This is a genomic window from Pseudomonas sp. WS 5532, from assembly GCF_012985445.1.
Lineage (GTDB): Bacteria > Pseudomonadota > Gammaproteobacteria > Pseudomonadales > Pseudomonadaceae > Aquipseudomonas > Aquipseudomonas edaphica.
In genome coordinates this window covers 57,820-82,636 of sequence record NZ_JAAQWK010000015.1, presented here as the reverse complement: position 1 = coordinate 82,636, position 24,817 = coordinate 57,820, and the positions used below count along the sequence as shown (strand labels likewise).

The 24,817-nt window shown below is 59.2% G+C and carries 23 protein-coding genes; 16 read left to right on the top strand and 7 right to left on the bottom strand.

Going from position 1 to position 24,817, the window contains the following annotated elements; genetic code table 11:
• Positions 1–198: 198 nt before the first annotated feature.
• Both purU and HBO23_RS23255 read left to right on the top strand, forming a co-directional pair.
• Positions 199–1,047 (top strand): formyltetrahydrofolate deformylase, encoded by an 849-nt coding sequence (gene purU / locus HBO23_RS23260; protein ID WP_017139791.1) that lies wholly within the window; start codon positions 199–201, stop codon positions 1,045–1,047.
• A gap of 84 nt (positions 1,048–1,131) precedes the next feature.
• Entirely contained in the window at positions 1,132–1,302 is a 171-nt protein-coding gene (locus HBO23_RS23255) for a hypothetical protein (RefSeq protein WP_017139792.1), read from the top strand.
• Positions 1,303–1,337: 35 nt separating this feature from the next.
• Here the strand turns inward: HBO23_RS23255 and HBO23_RS23250 are convergent, their stop codons facing one another.
• Complete coding sequence (locus HBO23_RS23250) at positions 1,338–3,227, bottom strand: methyl-accepting chemotaxis protein (protein WP_017139793.1); 1,890 nt, start codon at positions 3,225–3,227, stop codon at positions 1,338–1,340.
• 204 nt (positions 3,228–3,431) lie between these two features.
• Between HBO23_RS23250 and HBO23_RS23245 the strand changes: the two genes are divergently transcribed.
• Positions 3,432–4,910 (top strand): helicase HerA-like domain-containing protein, encoded by a 1,479-nt coding sequence (locus HBO23_RS23245; protein WP_017139794.1) that lies wholly within the window; start codon positions 3,432–3,434, stop codon positions 4,908–4,910.
• A 4-nt stretch (positions 4,911–4,914) separates the two neighbouring features.
• Here the strand turns inward: HBO23_RS23245 and HBO23_RS23240 are convergent, their stop codons facing one another.
• Complete coding sequence (locus HBO23_RS23240) at positions 4,915–5,370, bottom strand: DciA family protein (protein WP_017139795.1); 456 nt, start codon at positions 5,368–5,370, stop codon at positions 4,915–4,917.
• A 305-nt stretch (positions 5,371–5,675) separates the two neighbouring features.
• Here HBO23_RS23240 and secA point away from each other — a divergent pair, with 305 nt between their 5' ends.
• The 3 genes from secA to HBO23_RS23225 all read left to right on the top strand — a co-directional run bounded on the left by secA (position 5,676) and on the right by HBO23_RS23225 (position 10,717).
• Complete coding sequence (gene secA / locus HBO23_RS23235) at positions 5,676–8,411, top strand: preprotein translocase subunit SecA (RefSeq protein WP_170039905.1); 2,736 nt, start codon at positions 5,676–5,678, stop codon at positions 8,409–8,411.
• Positions 8,412–8,535: 124 nt separating this feature from the next.
• Positions 8,536–9,753 (top strand): bifunctional glutamate N-acetyltransferase/amino-acid acetyltransferase ArgJ, encoded by a 1,218-nt coding sequence (gene argJ, locus HBO23_RS23230; RefSeq protein ID WP_170039903.1) that lies wholly within the window; start codon positions 8,536–8,538, stop codon positions 9,751–9,753.
• 19 nt (positions 9,754–9,772) lie between these two features.
• On the top strand, positions 9,773–10,717 hold the full coding sequence (locus tag HBO23_RS23225; protein WP_169985148.1) for a Nudix family hydrolase: 945 nt from the start codon (positions 9,773–9,775) through the stop codon (positions 10,715–10,717).
• 108 nt (positions 10,718–10,825) lie between these two features.
• Here HBO23_RS23225 and HBO23_RS23220 read toward each other — a convergent pair whose 3' ends face one another.
• The 3 genes from HBO23_RS23220 to HBO23_RS23210 are packed head-to-tail and all read right to left on the bottom strand — an operon-like array spanning position 10,826 to position 14,407.
• Complete coding sequence (locus HBO23_RS23220) at positions 10,826–11,404, bottom strand: cob(I)yrinic acid a,c-diamide adenosyltransferase (protein WP_170039901.1); 579 nt, start codon at positions 11,402–11,404, stop codon at positions 10,826–10,828.
• A gap of 2 nt (positions 11,405–11,406) precedes the next feature.
• Positions 11,407–13,443, bottom strand: coding sequence for an ATP-binding protein (locus HBO23_RS23215; protein ID WP_017139800.1), 2,037 nt, complete (start codon positions 13,441–13,443; stop codon positions 11,407–11,409).
• Positions 13,444–13,489: 46 nt separating this feature from the next.
• Positions 13,490–14,407, bottom strand: a complete 918-nt coding sequence (locus HBO23_RS23210) for a putative 2-dehydropantoate 2-reductase (protein WP_170039899.1) — start codon at positions 14,405–14,407, stop codon at positions 13,490–13,492.
• Between the two features lie 123 nt (positions 14,408–14,530).
• Here HBO23_RS23210 and HBO23_RS23205 point away from each other — a divergent pair, with 123 nt between their 5' ends.
• Both HBO23_RS23205 and HBO23_RS23200 read left to right on the top strand, forming a co-directional pair.
• Positions 14,531–15,016, top strand: coding sequence for a YajQ family cyclic di-GMP-binding protein (locus tag HBO23_RS23205; protein ID WP_003209785.1), 486 nt, complete (start codon positions 14,531–14,533; stop codon positions 15,014–15,016).
• Positions 15,017–15,152: 136 nt separating this feature from the next.
• Entirely contained in the window at positions 15,153–15,995 is an 843-nt protein-coding gene (locus HBO23_RS23200) for a mechanosensitive ion channel family protein (protein ID WP_099549392.1), read from the top strand.
• Between the two features lie 190 nt (positions 15,996–16,185).
• Here the strand turns inward: HBO23_RS23200 and HBO23_RS23195 are convergent, their stop codons facing one another.
• The gene (locus HBO23_RS23195) at positions 16,186–17,484 is read right to left on the bottom strand and encodes an OprD family porin (RefSeq protein ID WP_017139803.1); all 1,299 of its coding nucleotides are present in this window, start codon (positions 17,482–17,484) and stop codon (positions 16,186–16,188) included.
• A gap of 741 nt (positions 17,485–18,225) precedes the next feature.
• On the opposite strand from HBO23_RS23195, the gene HBO23_RS23190 reads away from it, so the two are divergent.
• Positions 18,226–18,651: an HIT domain-containing protein gene (locus tag HBO23_RS23190; RefSeq protein ID WP_138454013.1), complete on the top strand. Its 426-nt coding sequence runs from the start codon at positions 18,226–18,228 to the stop codon at positions 18,649–18,651.
• Between the two features lie 3 nt (positions 18,652–18,654).
• Entirely contained in the window at positions 18,655–18,861 is a 207-nt protein-coding gene (locus tag HBO23_RS23185) for a SlyX family protein (protein ID WP_017139805.1), read from the top strand.
• 85 nt (positions 18,862–18,946) lie between these two features.
• On the opposite strand, the gene HBO23_RS34070 is transcribed toward HBO23_RS23185, so the two are convergent.
• The gene (locus HBO23_RS34070; RefSeq protein WP_003193875.1) at positions 18,947–19,549 is read right to left on the bottom strand and encodes a cold-shock protein; all 603 of its coding nucleotides are present in this window, start codon (positions 19,547–19,549) and stop codon (positions 18,947–18,949) included.
• Positions 19,550–19,981: 432 nt separating this feature from the next.
• On the opposite strand from HBO23_RS34070, the gene HBO23_RS23175 reads away from it, so the two are divergent.
• The 6 genes from HBO23_RS23175 to ruvC all read left to right on the top strand — a co-directional run bounded on the left by HBO23_RS23175 (position 19,982) and on the right by ruvC (position 24,814).
• Positions 19,982–20,455 (top strand): Dps family protein, encoded by a 474-nt coding sequence (locus HBO23_RS23175; RefSeq protein WP_003193874.1) that lies wholly within the window; start codon positions 19,982–19,984, stop codon positions 20,453–20,455.
• Between the two features lie 181 nt (positions 20,456–20,636).
• Positions 20,637–20,978, top strand: coding sequence for a ribbon-helix-helix domain-containing protein (locus tag HBO23_RS23170; RefSeq protein ID WP_099549394.1), 342 nt, complete (start codon positions 20,637–20,639; stop codon positions 20,976–20,978).
• A gap of 168 nt (positions 20,979–21,146) precedes the next feature.
• Positions 21,147–21,368: a zinc ribbon domain-containing protein gene (locus HBO23_RS23165; protein WP_017139808.1), complete on the top strand. Its 222-nt coding sequence runs from the start codon at positions 21,147–21,149 to the stop codon at positions 21,366–21,368.
• A 107-nt stretch (positions 21,369–21,475) separates the two neighbouring features.
• Complete coding sequence (gene aspS, locus HBO23_RS23160; RefSeq protein ID WP_170039897.1) at positions 21,476–23,251, top strand: aspartate--tRNA ligase; 1,776 nt, start codon at positions 21,476–21,478, stop codon at positions 23,249–23,251.
• Positions 23,252–23,387: 136 nt separating this feature from the next.
• Entirely contained in the window at positions 23,388–24,134 is a 747-nt protein-coding gene (locus HBO23_RS23155; RefSeq protein WP_017139810.1) for a YebC/PmpR family DNA-binding transcriptional regulator, read from the top strand.
• Between the two features lie 155 nt (positions 24,135–24,289).
• Positions 24,290–24,814: a crossover junction endodeoxyribonuclease RuvC gene (gene ruvC, locus HBO23_RS23150; protein WP_024077147.1), complete on the top strand. Its 525-nt coding sequence runs from the start codon at positions 24,290–24,292 to the stop codon at positions 24,812–24,814.
• Positions 24,815–24,817 lie beyond the last annotated feature (3 nt).

Below are 24,817 nucleotides of genomic sequence, written 5' to 3'. Positions count from 1 at the left end.
GTAGGTGTAAAAATAATTCTGTTTATTTTGCATAACTGTCTGAGCCTCGGGTGGGCGTTCATATAGCGGCGGTAAAACCTTACGCTATTAAGGGGTGTCGCCAGGACCGGGCGACAGAATAAGGTGCAAGGAGTACTGCAGTTTTTCTGCGTAATCGCTAGAATGGCGGCCTTTGCGAAGTTCTGGAGTTTCCCCCTAATGCGCACTTTTCGGCTGGTGATTGCTTGCCCGGACCGGGTTGGTATCGTTGCCAAAGTCAGTAACTTTCTGGCCTCCCACAACGGCTGGATCACCGAGGCGAGCCATCACTCGGACGATCTCAGTGGTTGGTTTTTCATGCGTCATGAGATACGTGCCGACACGCTGCCCTTCGGCCTCGAAGCATTTCGCGAGGCGTTTGCGCCGATCGCTGAAGAGTTTTCGATGACCTGGCATATCACCGACACCGAGCAGAAAAAACGTGTCGTGCTGATGGCCAGCCGTGAATCCCACTGCCTGGCCGACTTGCTGCACCGTTGGCACAGCGATGAGCTGGACTGTGAGATCGCCTGTGTAATTTCCAACCATGATGACCTGCGCAGCATGGTCGAATGGCATGGCATCCCGTACTACCACGTGCCGGTCAACCCACAGGACAAGGAACCGGCATTCGCCGAAGTCTCCCGCCTGGTCAAGCAGCACGAAGCCGATGTAGTCGTGCTGGCGCGTTACATGCAAATCCTGCCGCCGGAACTGTGCAGCGAATATGCCGGTCGAGTGATCAACATTCACCACAGCTTCCTGCCATCGTTTGTGGGTGCCAAGCCGTATCACCAGGCCTCCCTGCGCGGTGTGAAGTTGATTGGCGCAACGTGCCACTATGTCACCGAGGAGCTCGACGCCGGCCCGATCATCGAGCAGGACGTAGTGCGCGTCAGCCACAGCGACAGCATTGAAGACATGGTGCGTTTCGGCCGTGACGTCGAGAAGATGGTGCTGGCCCGTGGCCTGCGTTACCACTTGGAAGATCGCGTGCTGGTACACGGCAACAAGACTGTGGTGTTCTGACAGCCGCGTTTAAGTTGAAGAAAAAAGGGCCTGGGCGTTAAATCGTCCCAGGCCCTTTTTTTGTCCGCCATGAAGGATTAAGCGATGAGCGATCCACTCGATAAAGCCACCTCCAAGGCCCCAGCGACGCTGGGCGAAGGGTGTTTGAGCCGTTTTGACCCGGATGACCTGGACGCGGAGGACGGCACCGAGTTTCCCGGTGCCGCCGAGCTGTGGCGGCAGGAACACACTAAAACCGATCCCGAGCAAGCCTAGCGGTCCGCCGCCTTAACGCTCGGCGGGCGCAGGGATCAGATCCGGAAGCTGCCCACCAGCTGTTTCAAGCGTGCGGCCTGTTGTTCCAGGTCGGTACAGGCGCGCAGGGTTGATTGCAGGTTTTCCACACCTTCCTGGTTGAGGGTGTTGATCTCGGTGATGTCCATGTTGATCGACTCCACCACCGAAGTCTGTTCCTCGGTGGCGGTGGCCACGGACTGGTTCATCCCGTCGATCTCGCCAATGCGTTGGGTCACGCTGTTGAGACGCTCGCCGGCCAGGTTGGCGATCTCGACGCTCTCCAGGCTATGGCGTTGGCTTTCACTCATGGTGCTGACCGAATCCCGGGCGCCGACCTGCAACTCTTCAATCATCTTTTGCACTTGTTGCGCCGATTCCTGAGTGCGATGTGCCAGGTTGCGCACCTCATCGGCCACCACCGCAAACCCGCGACCAGCTTCACCTGCACGTGCCGCTTCGATGGCGGCGTTCAGCGCCAGCAGGTTGGTTTGCTGGGAGATGCTGGTGATCACCTCCAGAATCTGCCCGATGTTCACGGTCTTGCTGTTGAGCGCTTCGATATTGCTGCTGGAGGCGCTGATCATCTCGGACAGTTGGTTCATTGCCTTGATATTACGCTCGACCACTTGCTGGCCGTCCTCGGCCAAGTGCCGGGCATCGCTGGCCTGATGGGAAGCCTGCGCGGCGTTACGTGCAATTTCTTGCGCAGCAGCGCCCAGTTCGTTGATGGCGGCGGCCACGCTGTTGGTGCGGTTGGCCTGCTCGTCAGAGTTGACCATCGACGAGTTGGAAGCGCTGACCACTCGCAGGGCCACTTCATTGACCTGCTCGGTGGCCGAGGACACTTCGCGAATCGAGGTGTGAATGCGCTCCACGAAGCGATTGAAAGCATTACCCAGCGTGCCGAACTCGTCGTGATTCTGGATGTTCAGGCGGCGGGTCAGGTCACCTTCGCCATCGGCGATGTCCTGCATGGCGCGGGTCATCACGTGCAGGGGTTGCAGCAGCACTCGGATCAGCATGCCGAGCAGCGCGATGATGATCACAACCGCAATGATCGTGGCGATAACGGCCGAGGTGCGAAATTTGCTGAGCATGGCGAAGGATTTATCTTTATCCACCGAAATACCCAGGTACCAGTTCACCGACGGCAGGCCTTTGATGGGGGTGAAGGTCACGATGTTGTCTTTGCCATTGGCTTCGACTTCGCTGAAATCACCACTGATCTTCGGGGTGTTTTTCGGGTACATGTCGGCCAGCGTCTTCATCACCAGGTTCTTGTCCGGGTGCACCAGCACTTTGCCGTCAGCGCTGACCAGGAACGCGTAGCCCATGCCGCCGAAGTTCAGCGCGCCGATGTTATCCACCAGCGTTTGCAGGCTCAGGTCGCCGCCGACCACGCCGATGCTTTGCCCCGCCTTGGCGCTGGGGGTAGCGACGGAAATGATCAACTGGCCGGTCGCTGCGTCGATGTAAGGTTCGGTCAGGGTTGAGCCGTTACTGCTTTGGGCGCCTTTGTACCAAGGGCGCACCCGTGGGTCGAAACCGTCCGGCATCTTGGTGTCGGGGCGGATGGTGAAGGCGCCTTTGCTGTCGCCCACGTAGGTGGCCATGAACGAGGATGTCAGGGTTTTCTGCTCGAGCAGGCCAGCAACTACGGCGGGTTCAGGGTTGATCGCGATGTTCTGTGCAGCGTTTTCGACCAGGGCAATACGCCCGGTGAGCCAGGTTTGAATGTTGCTGGCGGTGACATCGCCCATTTCATGCAGGTAATTATTGAGGTCGTCGCGAATCGCGTTGCGTTGCAGGTAGTCGTTGTAGAGGGTAAACAGTGCAAAAGCGGCGATGACGATAAGGGAGGCTGCAAGCAGGATTTTGTGGCTGAAGCGCAGGTTTTTATTCATGGCTTGTAGGGTCCGCTAAGGTCTTAATATCCGAAGCGCGTCCTTGTAGGATGCGCAAAATGACAGCGTCAAAAAAGGTGTGATACTGCTTGTGATAATTCCGGTGGTCCCTGTGAGAACTATCTGACCTATTTTTAGACTTTGTGGGTCTTACCTCTGTCTGTATCGACCTGACGGCACTAAAGATTAACCAAAGGTGACGAAATGCCTGATTCCTCGCAACTCCTTATCGGCGCCGGCCTGGACGGCCAGCCCATCGCCCAGGCCATGCGCTTGGCCAACCGTCACGGGTTGATTGCCGGCGCGACCGGCACAGGTAAAACCGTCACGTTGCAGCGCTTGGCGGAAGCCTTCAGCGATGCGGGTGTGGCCGTGTTTGCCGCTGATATCAAGGGTGACTTGTGCGGCCTTGGCGCTGCGGCCAACCCTCAAGGCAAGGTGGCCGAGCGCATTGCGGGCATGCCCTTCCTCAATTACAGCGCGAAGGCGTATCCGGTAACACTGTGGGATATCCACGGGCAGTCCGGTCATCCGCTTCGCACCACCATCAGCGAAATGGGGCCGTTGCTGCTTGGCAGCCTGCTGGAACTCACTGACAGCCAGCAATCGGCGCTCTATGCGACTTTCAAGGTGGCCGACCGCGAAGGCCTGTTGCTGCTGGACCTCAAAGACCTCAAGGCCTTGCTCAACCACTTGCGTTATCACCCGGAACTGCTGGGCGACGACGCGGCGCTGATGACCACCGGTTCCAGCCAGGCGCTGTTGCGGCGTTTGGCGGTGCTGGAGCAGCAGGGCGCCGAAGCCTTGTTTGGCGAGCCTGCCCTGCAGCTTGAAGATATCTTGCAGCCTGCCGGCGATGGTCGTGGGCGCATTCACCTGCTGGACGCGAGCCGCTTGGTGCACGAGGCGCCCAAGGTCTATGCGACCTTCCTGCTGTGGCTGTTGGCCGAGTTGTTCGAACAACTGCCGGAGCGTGGCGATGCCGATAAACCGTTGCTGGCGCTGTTTTTCGACGAGGCGCATTTATTGTTCGCCGATACGCCCAAGGCATTGCAGGATCGCCTGGAGCAAGTGGTGCGTTTGATCCGTTCCAAGGGCGTGGGTGTGTACTTTGTCACTCAATCCCCAGGGGATTTGCCTGACACGGTATTGGCGCAACTGGGCTTGCGTATCCAGCATGGCTTGCGGGCGTTCACCACCAAAGAGCAGAAATCACTGCGTGCGGTGGCGGACGGTTTTCGCCCCAACCCGGCGTTCGATACCTTGTCGGTACTGACTGAGTTGGGCACCGGTGAGGCATTGGTGGGGGCGTTGCAGGAAAAGGGCACGCCGGAAGTGGTCCAGCGCGTGCTGGTCGCGCCGCCGCAATCGCGGATCGGGCCGCTCAGCGAAGCCGAGCGCGCTGCGATCATCGCCAGTTCGCCTTTATTGGGGCGCTACGACAAGCCAATTGACCGTGAGTCGGCCTATGAAGTGCTGATGGCGCGCAAGGAGCTTGGCCCGACCGAGGAGGCCAAACCGGCCGCCGAAGAGCCGAGCTTTACCGACAAGGCCGGAGCGTTCCTGGGGACTACAGCAGGTAAGGCGCTCAAATCCGCCATGCAACAGGCGGCCAATCAAATGGGACGGCAGTTGGTGCGCGGGTTGTTGGGCTCGTTGCTGGGCGGCAGTAAACGCAAGTAGCGGTTCAGGGCTTGGGCCTGGCGTGGGCGGCCAACCGCTCCAACGCTGCGCGCAGGCCCGGATCGCTGATGCCGTCGGCCGTGGCTTGAATGGTTTCGGCCGCGTTCTGCGACAGGTCCATGGTGTGGCCCACTGCACCTTGCTGCACGGTGGGCGGCTGCACCTTGAACTGGATGCGGGTCAGGCTGGCAAACTCTTCAAATGCCATTAATTGCCGCTGCAAGCGTTTTTGCTGGTAGCGCAGGCGGGTGGCCCAATGCCCGTCGGTGACAATTAACAGTAAATTGCCTTCGCGCCACGACGCCACATGACAATGTTCGCGGGCGGCAGGTTGCAGTTGGCTTTCTACAAGGCGTTGCAAATGGCCCAAGCGTTGCGCGTGGCCGAAGATGGCTTTCAACGGTTTGGCTTCGCGGAGCAACACGCTGGGCGCGCGGGCTGTAAGTGGGCGAAACGCCATGTTTAGACACCTTAAGTAACAGAGCCGCCATCTTAGCAGAAAGCGCCTGTGCGGCCCCAGGCAAAGCGATAGCAGGGCAATGCGAGTGAAATCAATAGGTAACTTCTGCGCTTGATGGGTTGAAGTTCCAGCAAAAGCCCTTATTTTAAACAGGCCCTCTCACAGCGCCATGCCAGCATCGGGGAATAACGCCACTTTCCTCACCCACGATTCCGGGTAGAATGCGCGTTCGCATGCGGCCGTGAGGGCTGCTCGGGCCACTCACGGTGCGCCCTCCATCCCTATGTGTGGAAGAACCTGCCGATATGTTTGCGCCTTTGTTAAAGAAACTTTTTGGAAGCAAGAATGAGCGCGAAGTCAAACGCATGCTCAAGACGGTGCAGCTGGTCAATGCCTTCGAAGAGCAGATGGTTGCCCTGTCGGACGAGCAATTGCGCGCCAAGACCCAAGAGTTCAAGGCCCGCATAGCCAAAGGTGAAACCCTCGACAAGCTGTTGCCTGAAGCCTTTGCGGTCGCCCGTGAAGCCGGTAAGCGTGTCATGGGCATGCGCCACTTCGACGTGCAGTTGATCGGCGGCATGACCTTGCATGAAGGCATGATTGCCGAGATGCGTACCGGTGAAGGCAAGACCCTGGTGGCAACCCTGGGCGTTTACCTCAACGCACTGTCCGGCAAGGGCGTGCACGTTGTGACGGTGAACGACTATCTGGCCCGCCGGGACGCCAACTGGATGCGCCCGCTGTATGAATACCTCGGCCTGACCGTCGGCGTAGTCACGCCGTTCCAGCCGCCGGAAGAAAAGCGCGCCGCCTATGCGTGTGACATTACCTACGGCACCAACAACGAATTCGGTTTCGATTACCTTCGCGACAACATGGCGTTCAGCATGGAAGAAAAATTCCAGCGCGAACTCAACTTTGCCGTGATCGACGAAGTCGACTCCATCCTCATCGACGAAGCGCGTACCCCGCTGATCATCTCCGGCCAGGCCGAAGACAGCTCGCGCCTGTACACCGAGATCAACAAGTTGATCCCGCGCCTGGTGCAGCACGTTGAGGAAGTGGAAGGCGTGGTGACCAAAGAAGGTCACTTCACCATCGACGAGAAGACCCGCCAGGTTGAACTCAACGAAGCCGGTCACCAGTTTGTCGAAGAGATGCTGACCCAGATCGGCGAGCTGGCCGAGGGCGAAAGCCTCTACTCGGCGCACAACCTGGGCCTGTTGACCCACGTGTACGCCGGCCTGCGCGCCCACAAGCTGTTCCATCGCAACGTCGAATACATTGTCCAGGACGGCCAGGTCGTACTGGTTGACGAACACACCGGCCGTACCATGCCGGGTCGCCGTCTGTCCGAAGGCCTGCACCAGGCCATCGAAGCCAAGGAAATGCTCAACATCCAGGCCGAAAGCCAGACGTTGGCGTCGACTACCTTCCAGAACTACTTCCGTCTGTACAACAAACTGTCCGGCATGACCGGTACAGCTGACACCGAAGCGTTCGAATTCCATCAGATCTACAACCTGGCTGTGATGGTGATTCCACCGAACAAGCCGCTGGCGCGTAAAGACTTCAACGACCTGGTGTTCCTGACGGCCGAAGAGAAATACGCGGCAATCATCAACGACATCAAGGACGGCATGGCGCAGGGGCGTCCGATCCTGGTGGGTACTGCCACCATCGAGACTTCCGAGCACGTGTCCAACCTGCTCAACAAGGAAGGCATCGAGCACAAGGTTCTCAACGCCAAGTTCCACGAAAAAGAAGCCGAGATCATTGCCCAGGCCGGTCGCCCAGGCGCGCTGACCATCGCTACCAACATGGCCGGTCGTGGTACCGACATCCTGTTGGGCGGCAACTGGGAAGTGGAAGTTGCGGCACTGGAAAACCCAAGCCCTGAGCAAATCGCCCAGATCAAGGCCGACTGGCAGAAACGCCACCAGGCTGTGCTGGAATCCGGTGGTTTGCAGGTAATCGCCTCCGAGCGTCATGAATCGCGCCGTATCGACAATCAGCTGCGTGGTCGTGCCGGCCGTCAGGGTGACGCCGGTTCCACCCGCTTCTACCTGTCGCTGGAAGACAGCCTGATGCGTATCTTCGCCTCGGATCGGGTGAAGAACTTCATGAAAGCCCTGGGCATGCAGTCCGGTGAAGCGATCGAGCACCGCATGGTGACCAACGCCATCGAGAAGGCCCAACGCAAGGTAGAAGGCCGTAACTTCGACATTCGTAAGCAACTGCTCGAGTTCGATGACGTTAACAACGAACAGCGTAAAGTGATTTATCACATGCGTAACACGTTGCTGGCCGCCGACAACATTGGCGAGACGATTGCCGATTTCCGTCAGGACGTGCTCAACGCTACCGTCAGCGCACACATCCCGCCACAGTCCCTGCCTGAGCAGTGGGATGTTGCCGGCCTGGAAGCCGCGTTGAAGAGCGACTTCGGTGTGGACTTGCCGGTTCAGCAGTGGCTGGACGAAGACGACCACCTGTACGAAGAAACCCTGCGCGAGAAGCTGATGACCGAGCTTTTGGCCGCGTACAACGAGAAAGAAGAGCAGGCGAGTGCCGAAGCACTGCGCACCTTCGAGAAACAAATCGTACTGCGCGTGCTGGACGACCTGTGGAAAGACCACCTGTCGACCATGGACCACCTGCGTCACGGTATCCACCTGCGTGGCTACGCCCAGAAGAACCCGAAGCAGGAGTACAAGCGCGAGTCGTTCACGCTGTTCTCCGAGCTGCTGGATTCGATCAAGCGCGATTCGATCCGTGTGCTCTCCCACGTTCAGGTGCGTCGCGAAGACCCGATCGAGGAAGAAGCCCGCCTGCGTCAGGAAGCCGAGGCACTCGCTGCGCGCATGCAGTTCCAGCATGACGAAGCACCGGGGCTGGAAGCGCCGGAAGCCTTGGGCGAAGAGGTCGATGTGGCCTTGGCTCAAGCCCCGGTCCGCAATGACCAGAAGCTGGGCCGCAACGAGCTGTGCTGGTGCGGTTCGGGCAAGAAGTTCAAACACTGCCACGGCGAAATCAACTAAGATTTTTGCCTGACGCTGCAACACCCTGCGCCGCGACCGGCCTTTGCCGTCGCGGCGTTTTGCCATTAATTTCACCGTTGATCGCGACGGTACAGACATCACCTATTCTTTAAGGAGCGCATTCATGGCTGTTGGTCTTGGTCCTTTGCCCACTTTGCACCCGGTCGCCGGTTTTGAACTCGGTATCGCTTCGGCCGGCATCAAGCGCCCGGGGCGCAAAGATGTAGTGGTGATGCGCTGTGCCGAAGGCTCGACGGTTGCGGGCGTGTTCACGCTCAACGCGTTTTGCGCCGCACCGGTCATCCTGGCCAAGCAACGCGTGGCAGGTTCGATCCGTTACCTGCTGACCAACACCGGCAATGCCAACGCCGGTACCGGCGAGCCAGGCCTGGTTGCCGCTGCGCGCACCTGCGCCAAGCTGGCCCAGTTGACCGGCGTGGATGCCAGCCAAGTGCTGCCGTACTCCACCGGCGTGATCGGTGAGCCGCTGCCGGTGGAAAAAATCGAAGGCGCGCTGCAAGCCGCACTGGATGACCTGTCTGTGGATAACTGGACGGCTGCGGCCACCGGCATCATGACCACCGACACCCTGCCCAAAGGCGCTAGCCGCCAGTTTGTACACGATGGCGTGACCGTTACCGTGACCGGCATCAGCAAGGGCGCGGGCATGATCCGCCCGAACATGGCCACCATGCTCGGCTACATTGCCACCGACGCCAAAGTCTCCCGCGACGTGCTGCAGCGCCTGATGCTCGACGGCGCCAACAAGTCGTTCAACCGCATCACCATCGATGGCGACACCTCGACCAACGACTGCTGCATGCTGATCGCCACCGGCCAGGCCAACCTGCCGGAAATCACCTCCACCGAGGGCGCGCTGTTCGCCGCATTGAAGCAGGCGGTGTTCGAAGTGTGCATGGACGTGGCCCAGGCCATCGTGCGTGACGGTGAGGGCGCAACCAAGTTCGTCACTGTTGAAGTGAACGGCGGCGCTAACCACCAGGAATGCCTGGATGTCGGTTACACCGTGGCCCACTCGCCCCTGATCAAGACTGCACTGTTTGCTTCCGACCCGAACTGGGGCCGCATCCTCGCTGCCGTCGGCCGTGCCGGTGTGCCGGACCTGGACGTCAGCAAGATCGACGTATTCCTTGGTGACGTGTGCATTGCCAGCCGTGGCGCTCGCGCTGAAACCTACACCGAAGCCCAGGGCTCGGCGGTGATGCAGCAAGAAGAAATCACTATCCGCATCGAGTTGGGTCGCGGCGAGTGCAGCGAAACCATCTGGACCACCGACCTGTCCCACGAGTACGTAAAGATCAACGCGGAATACCGCACCTGACAGCCAAGAGGAAAGCGTGGTGAAACGAGTGCATGTAGCAGCAGCGGTGATCCGTGGCGTCGACGGCAGGATCCTGCTGGCACGCCGTGCCGATACCCAGCACCAAGGCGGCCTCTGGGAGTTTCCCGGCGGCAAGGTGGAGGCTGATGAGTCGGTCGCAAGCGCTTTGTCCCGCGAGTTGCAGGAAGAACTGGGCATCCAGGTCACCACGGCGCGCCCGCTGATCAAGGTGCAGCATGACTACCCGGACAAGCAGGTGTTGCTGGATGTCTGGGAAGTCTCGGCCTTTACCGGCGAGCCCCATGGTGCCGAAGGGCAGCCGTTGGAATGGGTGACGCCGCGGGACTTGCTCAACTATGAGTTCCCGGCGGCGAATGCACCGATTGTCGCGGCTGCCCGTTTGCCCGCTGAATACTTGATCACACCAGGCGAACTGGAAGCCCCCACCTTGTTGCGTGGTGTCCAGAAAGCCATTGCCGGTGGCATCAAGCTGGTTCAACTGCGCGCGCCCAACGGTTACGACCCTAAATACCGTGACCTGGCGGTGGACGCGGTGGGCCTGTGTGCCGGCAAGGCGCAACTGATGCTTAAAGGGCCGTTCGAATGGCTGGGGGATTTCCCTGCCGCCGGCTGGCACATGACCTCGGCGCAGTTGCGTAAATATGCGAGTAAAGGCCGCCCGCTGCCGAAGGATCGCTGGTTGGCGGCTTCTTGCCACAACGCCGAAGAGCTGGCACTGGCAGAGATGATGGACGTGGATTTCGTCACGCTGTCGCCGGTGCAGCCGACCCAGACTCATCCCGATGCCCAGCCGTTGGGTTGGGAGCAGGCGGTAGAGTTGATCCGTGGGTTCAGTAAACCGGTGTTTCTGCTGGGCGGGCTTGGGCCGGCTGAGCGGGAACAGGCTTGGGAAGCCGGGGCTCAGGGTGTGGCAGGCATTCGCGCGTTCTGGCCTGAGGCATGATGATCGTTCCCACGCTCTGCGTGGGAATGCCTCTTGTGACGCTCCGCGTCACGCTTTGGGGCGCGGAGCGTCCAGGGCTGCATTCCCACGCAGAGCGTGGGAACGAACTTAGTGAGGCTTGGCCGCCGCCTGCCACAACACTTCCACTACACCCTGACGCTTGGCAATCACCCGCGCCGCCACAAACAGCAAATCCGACAACCGATTGATATACGCAAGCCCCACGCCTTCCAACGGCTCAATCGCATTCAACTGCTGACACCGCCGCTCCGCACTGCGCGCCAGGCTGCGGCACACATGGGCCTGGGCAATCAGCGCTGAACCGCCGGGCAAGATGAAGTTTTCCAGCGGCCCGACTTCCTCATTCCAACGGTCAATCGCCGCTTCCAGCCGATCGACTTCTGCGGCATTCAACGCTTTGTACACAGGCATCGCCAACTCACCGCCCAAGTCGAACAAGCGGTGCTGGCACGGCGTAAGCACCTCGATCACCTCGTTGAGCTGCGGGTGCTGGCCGCTCTGTTCTTCAAGGTTGGCCAGCAGCAAACCCAACTGGCTGTTCAGCGTATCCACCTCGCCAATGGCTTCCACGCGAGGGTGGTCCTTGGGCACGCGACGGCCATCACCCAGGCCCGTCTCGCCCTTGTCGCCGGTGCGGGTGTAGATCTTCGACAGGCGAAAGCCCATGGTCATTGCTCCAGTTGAGTCAGTTCATAGGGTGGCATCTGGCTGCCGGCCAACGGCAGGCGCAGGGTAAAACAGGTGCCTTGGCCGAGGGTGGAATGCACTTCCATCTGGCCTTTATGGTTGTTGGTGATGATGAAGTACGACACCGACAGCCCAAGCCCGGTGCCTTGGCCGATTTCCTTGGTGGTAAAGAACGGCTCGAACGTGCGTTTGCGCACGTTCTCGCTCATGCCGATGCCATTGTCTTCCACCTGGATCTCCGCCCACGGCGGGTTGAGGCGGGTGCGCAAGATGATGCGCCCCGGCTCGCTGTCGTCTTCACGCAGGTGAATGGCTTGCGCAGCGTTTTTCAGCAGATTGAGCAGCACCTGTTCCAGCTCGTTGGCGGTACCGGGCACCGGGCCCAGTTGCGGGTCGAACTGGCGGATGATCGCCTGGCCCTTGAAGTCGAAGCCGATGGTCAGGTCGAAGTCGTTACCGGCAATTTCCACGGCCTGGTCGATCAGTGCCGGTAAGTCGCACGGCGCCATCTGGCGGTTACTGCGGCGGCTGAAGCTGAGCATATGGGTGACGATTTTCGCCGCCCGCGCGCCGGCTTGCTGGATGCCATCGAGCAATTGCGGGACTTCGCGGCTTTGCAGGTAGTGGTTGACCGTCTCCAGCTCGATACCCGCCTGTTCGGCGTGTTCCAGGTTCTTCGGCAGGTCGGGGGACAGGCGCCGGCGGATGTTCTGCACGTTATGCAGGATCGCCCCCAGCGGGTTGTTGATTTCATGGGCCATGCCCGCAGCCAGGCCGCCCACGGAGAGCATTTTTTCCGACTGCACCATCATTTCTTCCAGGGACAAACGCTGGGTGATGTCGTCGATACGGATCACTACGCCGCGCCCGGCACCGCCCATCAACGGGTAGAAGGTCAGGGCGTAATGCTTGGGTTCGTCATCCTTGATCCAGGTGACACGCTCAATGCGCTCCACCGTGTGCTGCTCCACCGTGGCTTTTATCTGCGGCAGGTACGGTTTGAGCGGCTGGAAGGCGAGGAAGATCGGCTGGTTCAGCGCTTCATCCAGGCGCGTGCCGGAAAGCGCCGTGGCTTCCTGGTTCCATTGGGTGACGTAAAGCTGCTCATCCAGGGCGATCAGCGCCGACGGCATCGAGTCGATGATGCTGTTGAGGTAGTTCTGGAAGCCGGTGAGCTTTTTCTCGATCTTGCTGCGCACCTGCACTTCCAGTTCGAGCTTGCGGTTGGTGTGGCGTGTTTCTTCGGCCAGGCCCTGGGCTTGGTCGTAGGCGGCCTGAGAGTCGTCTCGCGCACGTTTGAGCTGCTGCTCGCGGGCTTCGATGCGCGACAACATGGTGTTGAAGGCTTCGGCCAGGCTGCCGATTTCATCATGGTTGCCGCGCCCGGCGCGCAGGGCGTAGTTCTCTTCGCGCGTCACCTGGCGTGAAAGCTCTTCCAGCTCATGGATCGGGCGGGTGATCAGGCGTTTGATCTGGCGGGCGATGATCAGCCACAGCAATACGCTGAAAATCAGGATGCCGAGGCTGGCGGTCAATGTGCCGGTATAGAACGCCATAGGCAGCTCACTGCTGGCCACCAACAGCAAATGCCCGGACGGCTGGCCGGCGCGGGGCAGGGTGATGACCTGGTTGCTGCGAAACTCAGTGAGGCGCCAGGCTTCGATATGCCGGTAGTTTTCCGGCAGGTGCAGGCGGTTGCCGTGCTGCATCTGCGCCAGCAAGGTGCCGTCGCCGTCGTACAGCGCGGCGGCGCGTAATGGCGAATAGCTGGTCAGCTCATTGAGCAGGGCGTCGGCCTTGGCCGGGGATTCAAGGGCTTCGGCGGCCAGCGACGGGTTGGACACCAATCGACCGATGGCCTGCAACGCCTGGGGCGCCATGCTTTCCTGGGAGATCCAATAGGCGGCACTGATAAACGTCAGGTTGGCCACCAGTAATACCGTGGTCAACAGCACCAGCAGGGCGGCCAGCAGTTTCTGCCCTACCGGTAGATTTTCTAGACGCTGGCGCAGTGGCATCAGGTTTTTTCCAGGTGATAGACAGGTAGGCAGGGTAGCGCGTGCCTCAGTCGCTGGCCAATCCGCGTGTGTGCAAGTAGTCGACCAGGCGCGCCCGCAACTGTTGCAGATGCGGCAGCACCAATTGATGGCGCTCTGCCGCCTGGCACGCATAACCGAGCAGGTAGCTGATTTCGGTGCGACGGCTGGAGGCCACATCCTGATACATGGACGAATAATTGGCCGCGGTGGCTTGGATCACCCGTTGCACTTCGCTGTGCAGGTCCTGGGCGGCGGCGGGTTGGCCGCAGCATTCGAGCAACTCGCTGAGTTCGGCGCACAAGGTCGCGACTTCGCATTGGTGGGCTTGCAGGCCGCCGTTGCGGCACTGGTAAAGCACGGTCAATGGGTTAATGGCGCAATTGAGCGCCAGCTTGCGCCATAAACGCGTCAGGATGTCGGTGCTCCACTCATGGGGAATGCTGGCGGCGTGCAGGTCGTCCAGCCACAGCGCGGGAGTGGGGTGCCGCGCGTCTCCCAGCCAGGTGTAGCCGTGGCCGGCGAAGACCACGCGCCAATCGCCGTCGCGAAACGCGCCTTCGGTGCTGGAGGCAAAGATACAGCGGGCCTGGGGTAATTGCGCGGCCACCGCGTCCTGGCTGCCAAGGCCGTTTTGCAGCAGGATCAGCTCAGCGTCGGGTGCCAATCGGTGTTGCAGCTGTGCGATGGCGCTTTGGGCGTCGTAGGCTTTGCACGCCACCAGCAGGCGATGAATCGGCTCGGGGCTGTCGGGTGTTTCGCCGATCACCGGGTAAGTATTTTCTATGCCGTGTTCCACCAGGGTCAGGCCGCTCGCCTTCTCATAGCTGGTCAGGCGTGCTGCATCGCGCACTATCAGCCGCACGGGCAGGCCCGCGCGCGACAATCGTGTGGCCCAGAGGGTGCCCAGGCTGCCGGCGCCGAGAATATGCCAGGTGGTCGACATCAGTTTGTGCTCCGTAGGGTCGCCTGCGATGAATGGTGCGAAAGAACCGCTATAATGCCTCGGCATTTTAGCTTGGGCGCGCTCCATCTCTACTGAGCCCGCCCCTTATATTGGAGAAATGACATGCCTTCGTTCGACGTGGTATCCGAACTGGACAAACACGAAGTCACCAACGCCGTCGAAAACGCCGTCAAGGAGCTGGACCGTCGCTACGACTTGAAGGGCAAGGGCAGCTTCGAGTTCAAGGAAAAGGAATTGACCGTCAACCTGACCGCTGAAGCCGATTTCCAGCTGGAAGCGATGATCGAGATCCTCAAGCTGTCGTTGGTCAAGCGCAAGATCGACGCACAGTGCCTTGAAATCAAGGACGCCTACGCCTCCGGCAAGCTGATGAAGCAGGAAGCCGTGCTCAAGGAAGGCATCGACAAGGAGCTGGCGAAGAAGATCGTCGCTCACGTCAAAGATGCCAAGCTAAAGGTCCAGGCCGCCATCCAGGGCGAGCAGGTACGTATCACCGGCAAGAAGCGTGACGACCTGCAGGAAGCCATTGCTGCCCTGCGCGCCAAGACCTTCGACATGCCGCTGCAGTTCAATAACTTCCGCGACTGATGGCACATTGGGGAACCTGTGAGCGTTTTTGACGTCCCACGCCCCAGAAACAGTGCCTACACTTGAGCCCTTCGGGGCTCATTTGCGTTTTAAGGCAGTCAATTAAGCCGCACATCCGCGCAACAGGAGAAGATAGATGGATTTAAACGTTGAAATGGATCACCTGATCAAGACCTCTGAGTCTTGGCTCCCGATGATTATGGAATACGGCAGCCGGTTTTTGCTGGCCGTGGTCACCCTGGCCATCGGTTGGTGGCTGATTAACGTGTTGACCCACCGCGTGGGGCGTTTGCTGGCGCTGCGTAATGCCGACCTGGCGCTGCAACATTTCATCACTAACCTTGCCAACATCGCGCTCAAAGTCATGCTGGTGGTCAACGTGGCCTCGATGATCGGCGTGGCCACGACCTCGTTCGTGGCCGCGATTGGTGCCGCTACTCTGGCCATCGGCCTGGCATTGCAAGGCAGCCTGGCGAACTTCGCCGGTGGCGTACTGATCCTGTTGTTCCGTCCGTTTCGCATTGGTGACTGGATCGAAGCACAAGGCACTTCCGGTACCGTCGACAGCATCCAGATCTTCCACACCGTGTTGCGCACCGGCGACAACAAAACCGTGATCATCCCTAACGGTAGCCTGTCCAACGGTCTCATCACCAACACCAACCGTCAGCCGACCCGCAAGGTGGTGTTTGATGTGGGGGTCGACTACGAAGCCGATTTGCAGAAAGCCCGTGAAGTGCTGTTGGAGCTGGCCAAAGACCCACGCGTGCTGGCTGACCCTGCGCCTGTGGCAGTGGTGTCGACCTTGGGAGACAGTTCGATCACTGTCTCCCTGCGTTGCTGGACCAATACCCCGGATTATTGGGATGTGGTGTTTATGCTCAATGAACTGGCGCGTGATCGTTTGAAAGGGGCGGGTATTGATATTCCGTTTCCACAGCGAGTTATTCGCGTGATGCAAGAACCGCTTGCCAAATAACTAAGCGCGGGTTGTCGAACTTGGCCGATAGGTCAAGTTTGATGCGTAAGGCCAATGTAGTTACTTAGCTTGCTAGTTATTTTTCTTGTGTAATAAAACTGAAATAAAAAAGCCGCTCCCTTGCAAAGCAGGGTAGCGGCTTTTTAGTTAAGGCTTACGCCTTAAGTCATCATTGTAATTAAACAGCTAATTACAAGATGTTCAGCGGGTATTGCGCGATCAGACGCAGTTCGTCGATCGACGCCGAACCGTAGTACACGCCATCAGACGAACGATAGGTCGCTTGACGAACGCGCAGGCTCAGGTCTTTTGCCGGGCCGCTCTGAACCACGTACTTGGCTTCGATGTCGCGTTCCCACTCTTTGCCGTTCGAAGTGGTGCCAGTGTTGGCGCCGCTACCGCTGACATAACGAGTCATGAAGCTCAGGCCTGGCACGCCGAAAGTGGCCATGTTCAGGTCGTAGCGAGCTTGCCAGGATTTTTCGTCTTCAGCGTTGAAGTCGGAACGGGCGATGGAGTTGGCCAGGAAAATCGTGCCGCCGCCGTCTACGCCGTAGCCGTAGTCACCGTCACCGCTGACTTTCTGGTAGGCCAGGGTGAACGTGTGAGCCTGGATGGTGTACGCGCCTTGCAAGCTGTACGCACGGTTATCCAGTTTGGTGGTGTTGTCTTTTTCTGCGCGCTGCAGGCCGGCGCCATCGCTTTTGGTGCTGTAGATGTTGAAGTCAACGGCCAGGGACTGATCGTTGCTCAGCGCGTGAGTCCAGTTCAGGTTGGCGTAGGTCTTCTTCCAGTAGTCTTCGGTCTTCGCGTAGTAGAGGCTGGCGCTGACTTCCGGCGTCAGGGCATAGACACCACCGATAAAGTCGGTTTTGGTCAGACCCAGGCTGTCACGGTATGTCTGTGCTTGTGCCACGCTCGAGGTGAAGTGACCGCCTTCGAGTTTCAGGCCCTTGATCTCGTTGCTGGTGATCGAGATACCTTGCGGCAGCTCTGGCAGCAAGCGGCTGTCGTCGGAAGCGAACACAGGCGCGGTGGTGTACTGGTCGCCGACTTTAAGCACGGTGTCGGAGATGCGGAACTTAACGGCGCCGCCGCCTTTGGAGTAGTCGTCTTGCGAGCGACCGTCGGCACCGGTAGGGAACAGGCCAGTGCCCGAGCGACCCTTGCCGCTGTCCAGTTTCACGCCCAGCAGGCCGATCACGTCAACGCCGACACCGATAGTGCCCTGGGTGAAACCCGATTGGTACAGTGCGTTGAAGCCCAGGCCAGTTTCTTCGACACGGCTTTGAGCCTTGCCATTGATGATTTTGTAGCCGCCAGCCGGCTCATTACGGAAATCACGGCTGAAATACAACATACGAGTATTGATGCCGAAAGTGCTGTCTTCAACAAAGCCTTTGGAATCGTCCTGGGCGGACGCCATTGCGTACTGCGAAACGCCGGCTGAAACAGCCAGGGCGATCATGCTCCACTTCATCACGCGCATCGTGATTTGCTCCTTTGGTTTTAGGAAGAGTACTGCCGTCCCACCTGTATTTTTATCTGGGCGGCTCTTTCTTTTTTGTGTCGGCGCAAAGTTATATCACGCAGACCCTATTGACGATACTTACTCATCTATCCTTTCAGCTTCTTTACGAGGCTGTCGTAAATTGCTATTTCCCTGTCGCAAATTCACAGCCCGAGTGTGACCAGGCTGACAACTAAAGTGCAGTATTCATACCCCTTGCGAAGTTTGAACTCATCCTTGAAAGGCACCTGAACGCTACTGTTTCTTATCGCGTAACACCTGTATCCATACGGGTGCCGTTGCCGACGATACGGGTGTGAATGCAACAAGCGTGCACAAAGCGGTAACCGAATGTCATTTTTTCGTGAAAAACGTTACGGCCGTGTAAAAACCGCATAAGCACGGGCTTTTTACGTCGTTTGGTTTGGGCTTGACGCCCCGCTGAAACACCTGTTGGGAGGTACAAAAATCCTGTGCCAGGGCAAAGCGTTACCGGTTCACCCCTTGAGTGGGTAATTGGCGGATCCCTTTGAGGCACGGGTGGGTCATTTTGGTGCATCCCGCTGAGGCCCGATTTAGCGTAGCTCAAATATTTGCCTGCCTCGAAAGGGTGCGTGCTTTTTTGCCCGGTTGCCTGAACGCTCCCGCATTCGCCGTGAAGCCTCGGGCATTCGAAGGTATGCTGGGCACCTGAAATTGACCTGCCGAACGGAGTGCCGCGTGTTCGCCTTAGACCAACGCCTGCAACAAGACACACTGGCCATTGGGGACTTCCCGCTCTGCCGCCTGCTGCTGTCCAACGACGCCAATTACCCCTGGTTCATCCTGGTGCCGCGCATCAACGGTATCAGCGAAGTGTTTCAACTGGATGTCGCAGATCAACAGATACTGTGGCAAGAAACGACAGTCTTGGCGCAACAGCTCAACACGAGCTTTGCCGCCGACAAAATGAACATCGGCGCGCTGGGGAATGTCGTCAGTCAGTTGCATGTGCATGTGATCGTGCGCAAACGTGACGATGCGGCCTGGCCGGCACCGGTCTGGGGCAAACACCCGGCCCGGCCTTATACCGAAGAGCAAGTGGCGGCGATTCGCAGCCAATTGCGCGGGCTATTGCCTGCCGACTTCATCTTTAGCCAGGACTGAATCATGGATCTGCAAGACCGCGTTACCGATCTGGAAAGCCGCCTGGCCTTCCAGGACGACACCATCGAAACCCTCAATGACATCCTGGTCACTCAGCAGCGTGCGGTTGAGCGCCTGCAAATGCAGATGACGGCGCTGCTCAAGCGCCAGGAGGAAATGGGCGGGCAGTTCGAGACCTCCGAAGAAGAAGCACCGCCGCCACATTATTAATCGGTCCTTCGTTAAACAGCCGCGCATAAAAAACCGCGATCCAGCTCAGCCGGATCGCGGTTTTTTTATGCGCTGCGGGTAGGAATCAGCGACGCGGCAAGGCCGCAATCACGTCTTCGGCTTGCAGGCCTTTGTCGCGGTTCATGACGGAGAACTCCACGCGCTGGCCTTCGACCAGGACGCGATGGCCTTCGCCACGGATGGCCCGGAAGTGGACGAAGATATCGTCGCCCGAATCGCGGGAAATAAAGCCGAAGCCTTTGGAGGTGTTGAACCACTTGACGGTCCCGGTATCCCGGTTGGTCATGTCGTAGTTTTGCGACGCCGCGGCAGGCGACGAACGGTAGAAGCTGATGGCCAGGTGAAGAACGATGGCGACCACAGCAATCACCAGGCTGAGCAGGATGGCCGGGTGGCCGCCCACTTCAGGCATAGGTGCCAGGAGGGTGAGGGTTTGCACGACAACGGTCAGTACCAACAGCGCGCTGACCAGGTTTTGCAGTTGATGACGCGTGCCTTTGTTCCAGTAAGGGATTACCGGTGCGAGCGTCAGGTTAAGAAGGCCGAACAAGGCCAGGTACAGGGCGTCGTGTTGTTCCAGGTACGGCAGGCTTTCAGGCTGCAGACTCGGAATAAAGGACAGCAGCAACGCTGCAACGCCCGTCAGGAGGTGGACGATTTTCAACATTTTGATTAACTCACGTTAAGACGGATCACAAGGAAGAGCTGACTGGCACGGTTCGCTTCTGAACAATGGGAGGCGTTGAGCACGTGCGCGGGTATCAGCCTATGTGGCGTACCGCAGAAATGAACGGTAACCACACGCCGCCTATTTAACAGCAAAGGCTGTGCCTACTCAAATCAAGCATTTCGGGGCGTTGCAAGGGCAAAGGCATTTCTGCGTCAAACCCTTGTCCTAGACAGTGGCAGGGTTTGCGAGCGGTAATTTTAAAGTTTTCCGACTCGTCACAAAGGTTGGCCCGTCGCTCATAGGCACCGCCGTGGAGAGGGGCGATATGTCGCACGCTGTCTGCCTGTGTCGGGCTGCACACTGCCGGCACTCTTGCTAGAGTGGTCCTGCACCTGATCAATGAATGTTCGTCAATTGAAGGGGAAAAACATGGCAATCGATATTGGTATCAGTGAAGAAGATCGTAAATCCATCGTCGATGGGCTTTCACGGCTGCTGTCCGATACCTATGTACTGTATTTGAAAACCCACAACTTCCACTGGAACGTCACGGGTCCCATGTTTCGTACGCTGCACTTGATGTTCGAGGAGCAGTACAACGAACTCGCGCTGGCGGTGGACTCCATTGCCGAGCGTATCCGCGCCCTGGGCTTCCCGGCGCCGGGTGCCTATTCGATCTATGCCCGGCTGTCTTCGATCAAGGAAGAAGAGGGCGTGCCCAGCGCCGAAGAGATGATCAAGCAACTGGTGGCCGGCCAGGAAGCCGTCACCCGCACCGCACGCGGTATTTTCCCACTGCTCGACAAGGTCAGCGACGAGCCGACCGCCGACCTGTTGACCCAGCGCATGCAGGTTCACGAGAAAACCGCGTGGATGCTGCGTTCGTTGCTTGAAAACCAGTAAAGACACCCGCTGAGCGGCGCCTTCCCGGCGCCGCTCGCTTGTTTCTCCGCATTTCCTGGCGTTGTCCTACAACTTTCCAATCCGCGTCTTCTGGCTGGCCCTCTCGCCCTGCTGTTTTATAGGCCCACTGCCCAATGGGAGAAACCCATGGGCTGCTGTTTGGCAATGGAGTGTCAGGTGTATGTCACGCGGAGTGGGTAATGGAGTGATGGAAACCGCCGGTTTTCACAAGATAAAGGTCGACCCCTTTGCCAAAGGGTTCGACATGGGACTGGCCAAGCCATTGTCCCGGTCGGTCAGGCTCAATGGGTTTTCCACCTGCCTGCGTCTTGAGCAGATCTACTGGAATATCCTCACGGAGATAGCCAGGATCAATGCCTGTTCAGTCAGCGCGTTGCTGTCGTATGTCGATCGGGAAGTGCATTTGCGTTACGGGGGAGTGAAGAACTTCAGCGGGTTGGTACGGGTGGTGTGCGTGGTCCACGTATTAAAAGATCGTGCCAGCGCCACGGGCCAGGATTAAACCGCCGGTTGCGAAGCAGGCCCACCGTCAAGGCGGGCCAGGCTTCGGGCAGAAAGCCGGCTGCGCTGTGTCGATTTACCAGATATAATCCCGCGCTTTGCTGCGCGCCCCTGGCTTATCCACAGGGTGGGCGTGGCGCAGTTACGATCTGATCGCCGAGACATCTCCATGCCCATGTACGATTATCAATGTGCTTCCTGTGGTCATCAGTTGGAAGCCATTCAGAAGATCAGCGCTGCGCCGCTGGTCGATTGCCCTGCCTGCCAGGCACCTGAGCTGAAGAAGATGTTGTCCATGCCGGGCTTCCGCCTGAGCGGCGGCGGCTGGTATGAGACCGACTTCAAGACCGGCGCCAAGAAGAATCTGGCGGGCGGCGACAAAGCAGACTGAGTTGAACTCTACGCGCAGGCTCCTGCATTATCCGTCCCCTGCTTAACTGTACGGTGACAAGGCGAGCCTCCACCGAATTTCGAATTACGAGAAGTGAAACCACTACCATGATGCGCAGCCACTATTGCGGCCAACTGAACGAGACCCTGGATGGTCAGGAAATCACCCTTTGCGGATGGGTTCACCGTCGCCGCGACCACGGCGGGGTGATCTTCCTCGATATCCGTGATCGTGATGGTCTGGCCCAAGTGGTGTTCGACCCGGACCGCGCCGAGAGCTTCGCCGCCGCCGACCGCGTGCGCAGCGAATACGTCGTTAAAATCACCGGCAAGGTGCGTCTACGCCCGGCCGGTGCTGTAAACGCCAACATGGCCTCCGGCGCCATCGAAGTGCTGGGCTATGAGCTGGAAGTGCTGAACGAGTCGGAAACCCCGCCGTTCCCACTCAACGAATACTCCGACGTGGGCGAAGAAACCCGCCTGCGCTACCGTTTCCTGGACCTGCGTCGTCCGGAAATGGCCGAGAAGCTGCGCCTGCGTTCGCGCATGACCACCAGCATCCGCCGCTTCCTCGACGAAAACGGCTTCCTCGACGTCGAAACGCCGATCCTGACCCGGGCCACCCCGGAAGGTGCGCGTGACTACCTGGTGCCGAGCCGTACCCACGCCGGTTCCTTCTTCGCATTGCCGCAATCGCCGCAGCTGTTCAAGCAACTGCTGATGGTCGCCGGCTTTGACCGCTACTACCAGATCGCCAAGTGCTTCCGCGACGAAGACCTGCGCGCTGACCGTCAGCCTGAATTCACCCAGATCGACATCGAGACCAGCTTCCTCGATGAAAAAGAGATCATGGGCCTGACCGAGCAAATGATCCGCAACCTGTTCAAGGAAGTGCTGGACCTGGAATTCGGCGAGTTCCCGCACATGACCTTCGAAGAAGCCATGCGCCGCTACGGTTCCGACAAGCCAGACCTGCGTAACCCGCTGGAACTGGTGGACGTGGCCGACCAGCTCAAAGCAGTCGACTTCAAGGTGTTCAGCGGCCCGGCCAACGACCCGAAATGCCGCATCGCCGCCCTGCGCGTGCCTGGCGGCGCGAGCATGCCGCGCAAGCAGATCGACGACTACACCAAGTTCGTCGGCATCTACGGTGCCAAAGGCCTGGCGTACATCAAGGTCAACGAGCGTGCCAATGGCGTTGACGGCCTGCAATCGCCGATCGTGAAAAACATTCCGTTGGACAACCTGAACGCGATCCTCGACCGCGTCGGTGCAGTCGATGGCGACATCGTGTTCTTCGGTGCCGACAAGGCCAAGATCGTCAGCGAGGCCTTGGGCGCGCTGCGCATCAAGCTCGGTCACGACCTGGACCTGCTGACCTGCAAGTGGGCGCCGATGTGGGTCGTCGACTTCCCGATGTTCGAAGAAAACGAAGACGGCAGCTTCAGCGCCTTGCACCACCCGTTCACCGCGCCGAAGTGCTCGCCTGAAGAGCTGGAAGCCAACCCGGCGGGCGCTCTGTCGCGCGCCTACGACATGGTGCTCAACGGCACCGAGCTGGGTGGCGGTTCGATCCGTATCCACCGCAAAGAGATGCAACAAGCGGTGTTCCGCCTGTTGGGCATCAACGAAGCGGAACAGGAAGAGAAGTTCGGCTTCCTGCTCGACGCCCTGAAGTACGGCGCACCGCCGCACGGTGGCTTGGCGTTTGGCCTGGACCGTCTGGTGATGCTGATGACCGGCGCCCAGTCGATCCGCGAAGTGATCGCCTTCCCGAAAACCCAGAGTGCTGCGGACGTCATGACCCAGGCTCCGGGCGTGGTGGATGCCAAGGCGCTGCGCGAACTGCACATCCGTCTGCGCGAGGCGCCGAAGGCTGAGTAAGGCTGCGGCGTGAAAGCGCAATAAGGTTTTACGCAGTCAAAAAGGCGCATCTTCGGATGCGCCTTTGCGTTTAAAAGAGGGAATTCCTGCCTGGGGCGGGATTGATAAGGTTTCTAGAGAATTTCGGAGTTGTGTTATGGCTGGCCATTCCAAGTGGGCGAACATCAAGCACCGCAAAGAGCGTCAGGATGCCAAGAAAGGCAAGATCTTCACCAAGTGGATTCGCGAACTGACCGTCGCCGCCCGTCAAGGCGGTGGTGACCCAGGTTCCAACCCGCGTCTGCGCCTGGCGCTGGACAAGGCCTTGGGCGCGAACATGAGCCGCGACATCATTGATCGCGCGGTGGCCCGTGGTGCCGGCGCTGCCGATACCGACGACATGGTCGAGCTGAGCTACGAAGGCTACGGCCCAGGCGGCGTGGCGGTGATGGTTGAGTGCATGACCGACAACCGCAACCGCACCGCGGCTGCTGTGCGCCATGCCTTCAGCAAGTGCGGCGGCAACCTGGGTACTGATGGCTCGGTGGCTTACCTGTTCGAGCGCAAGGGGCAGATCACGTTCGCCCCCGGCACCGATGAAGACGCCCTGATGGAAGCGGCCATGGAGGCAGACGCCGACGATGTGGTGACCAACGAAGACGGCTCCATCGACGTATTCACCTCGTTTGCCGGCTTCTACGCCGTGCGTAACGCGCTGGAAGCGGCGGGTTTCAAAGGCACCGACGCAGAAATCGTGATGTTGCCGACCACCAGCGCCGAGCTGGACCTGGACGGCGCGCAGAAAGTGCTGAAGATGCTGGATATGCTCGAAGACCTGGATGATGTGCAGAACGTCTACTCGAATGCCGACATCCCGGAATCCGTAGCCGAACAACTCACCTGAGCACCATGAAAATCGCCTGTGGGAGCTGGCTTGCCTGCGATAGCATCACCTCGGTTTGACGGAAATACCGAAGTGTCTGCATCTCAGGCAAGCCAGCTCCCACATTTGATTGTTGTTGGCCGCAAGAATCATGTTTTTCCCAACCCGCAGGCGTTATGACTTTAATCCTTGGTATCGACCCCGGTTCGCGCATCACCGGTTTTGGCGTGGTGCAACACACCCCGCGTGGCTGCGTCTATGTCGCTTCGGGCTGCATCCGTACCGGCGCGGGCGAACTGGCCGAGCGTCTGCAGATTGTGTACCGCGGCGTGCGTGAAGTGATCCAGACCTACGGGCCGGTCACCATGGGCATCGAAAAGGTCTTCATGGCCAAAAACGCCGATTCTGCCTTAAAGCTCGGCCAGGCCCGTGGCGCTGCTATTGTGGCCGGTGCGGAGGAGGGCATGGAAATCGCCGAATACACCGCGACCCAGGTCAAACAGGCCGTGGTCGGCACCGGCGCGGCGAATAAAGAGCAGGTGCAGATGATGGTCATGCACATGCTCAAGCTCACCTCAAAGCCGCAAATCGACGCCTCCGACGCCCTGGCCATTGCCATTTGCCATGCACACACGCGTTCCAGCCTCTTGCCGCATGGCCTGGGCACCGCACGCAGTCGTGGCGGGCGGCTGCGTCTCTGATAG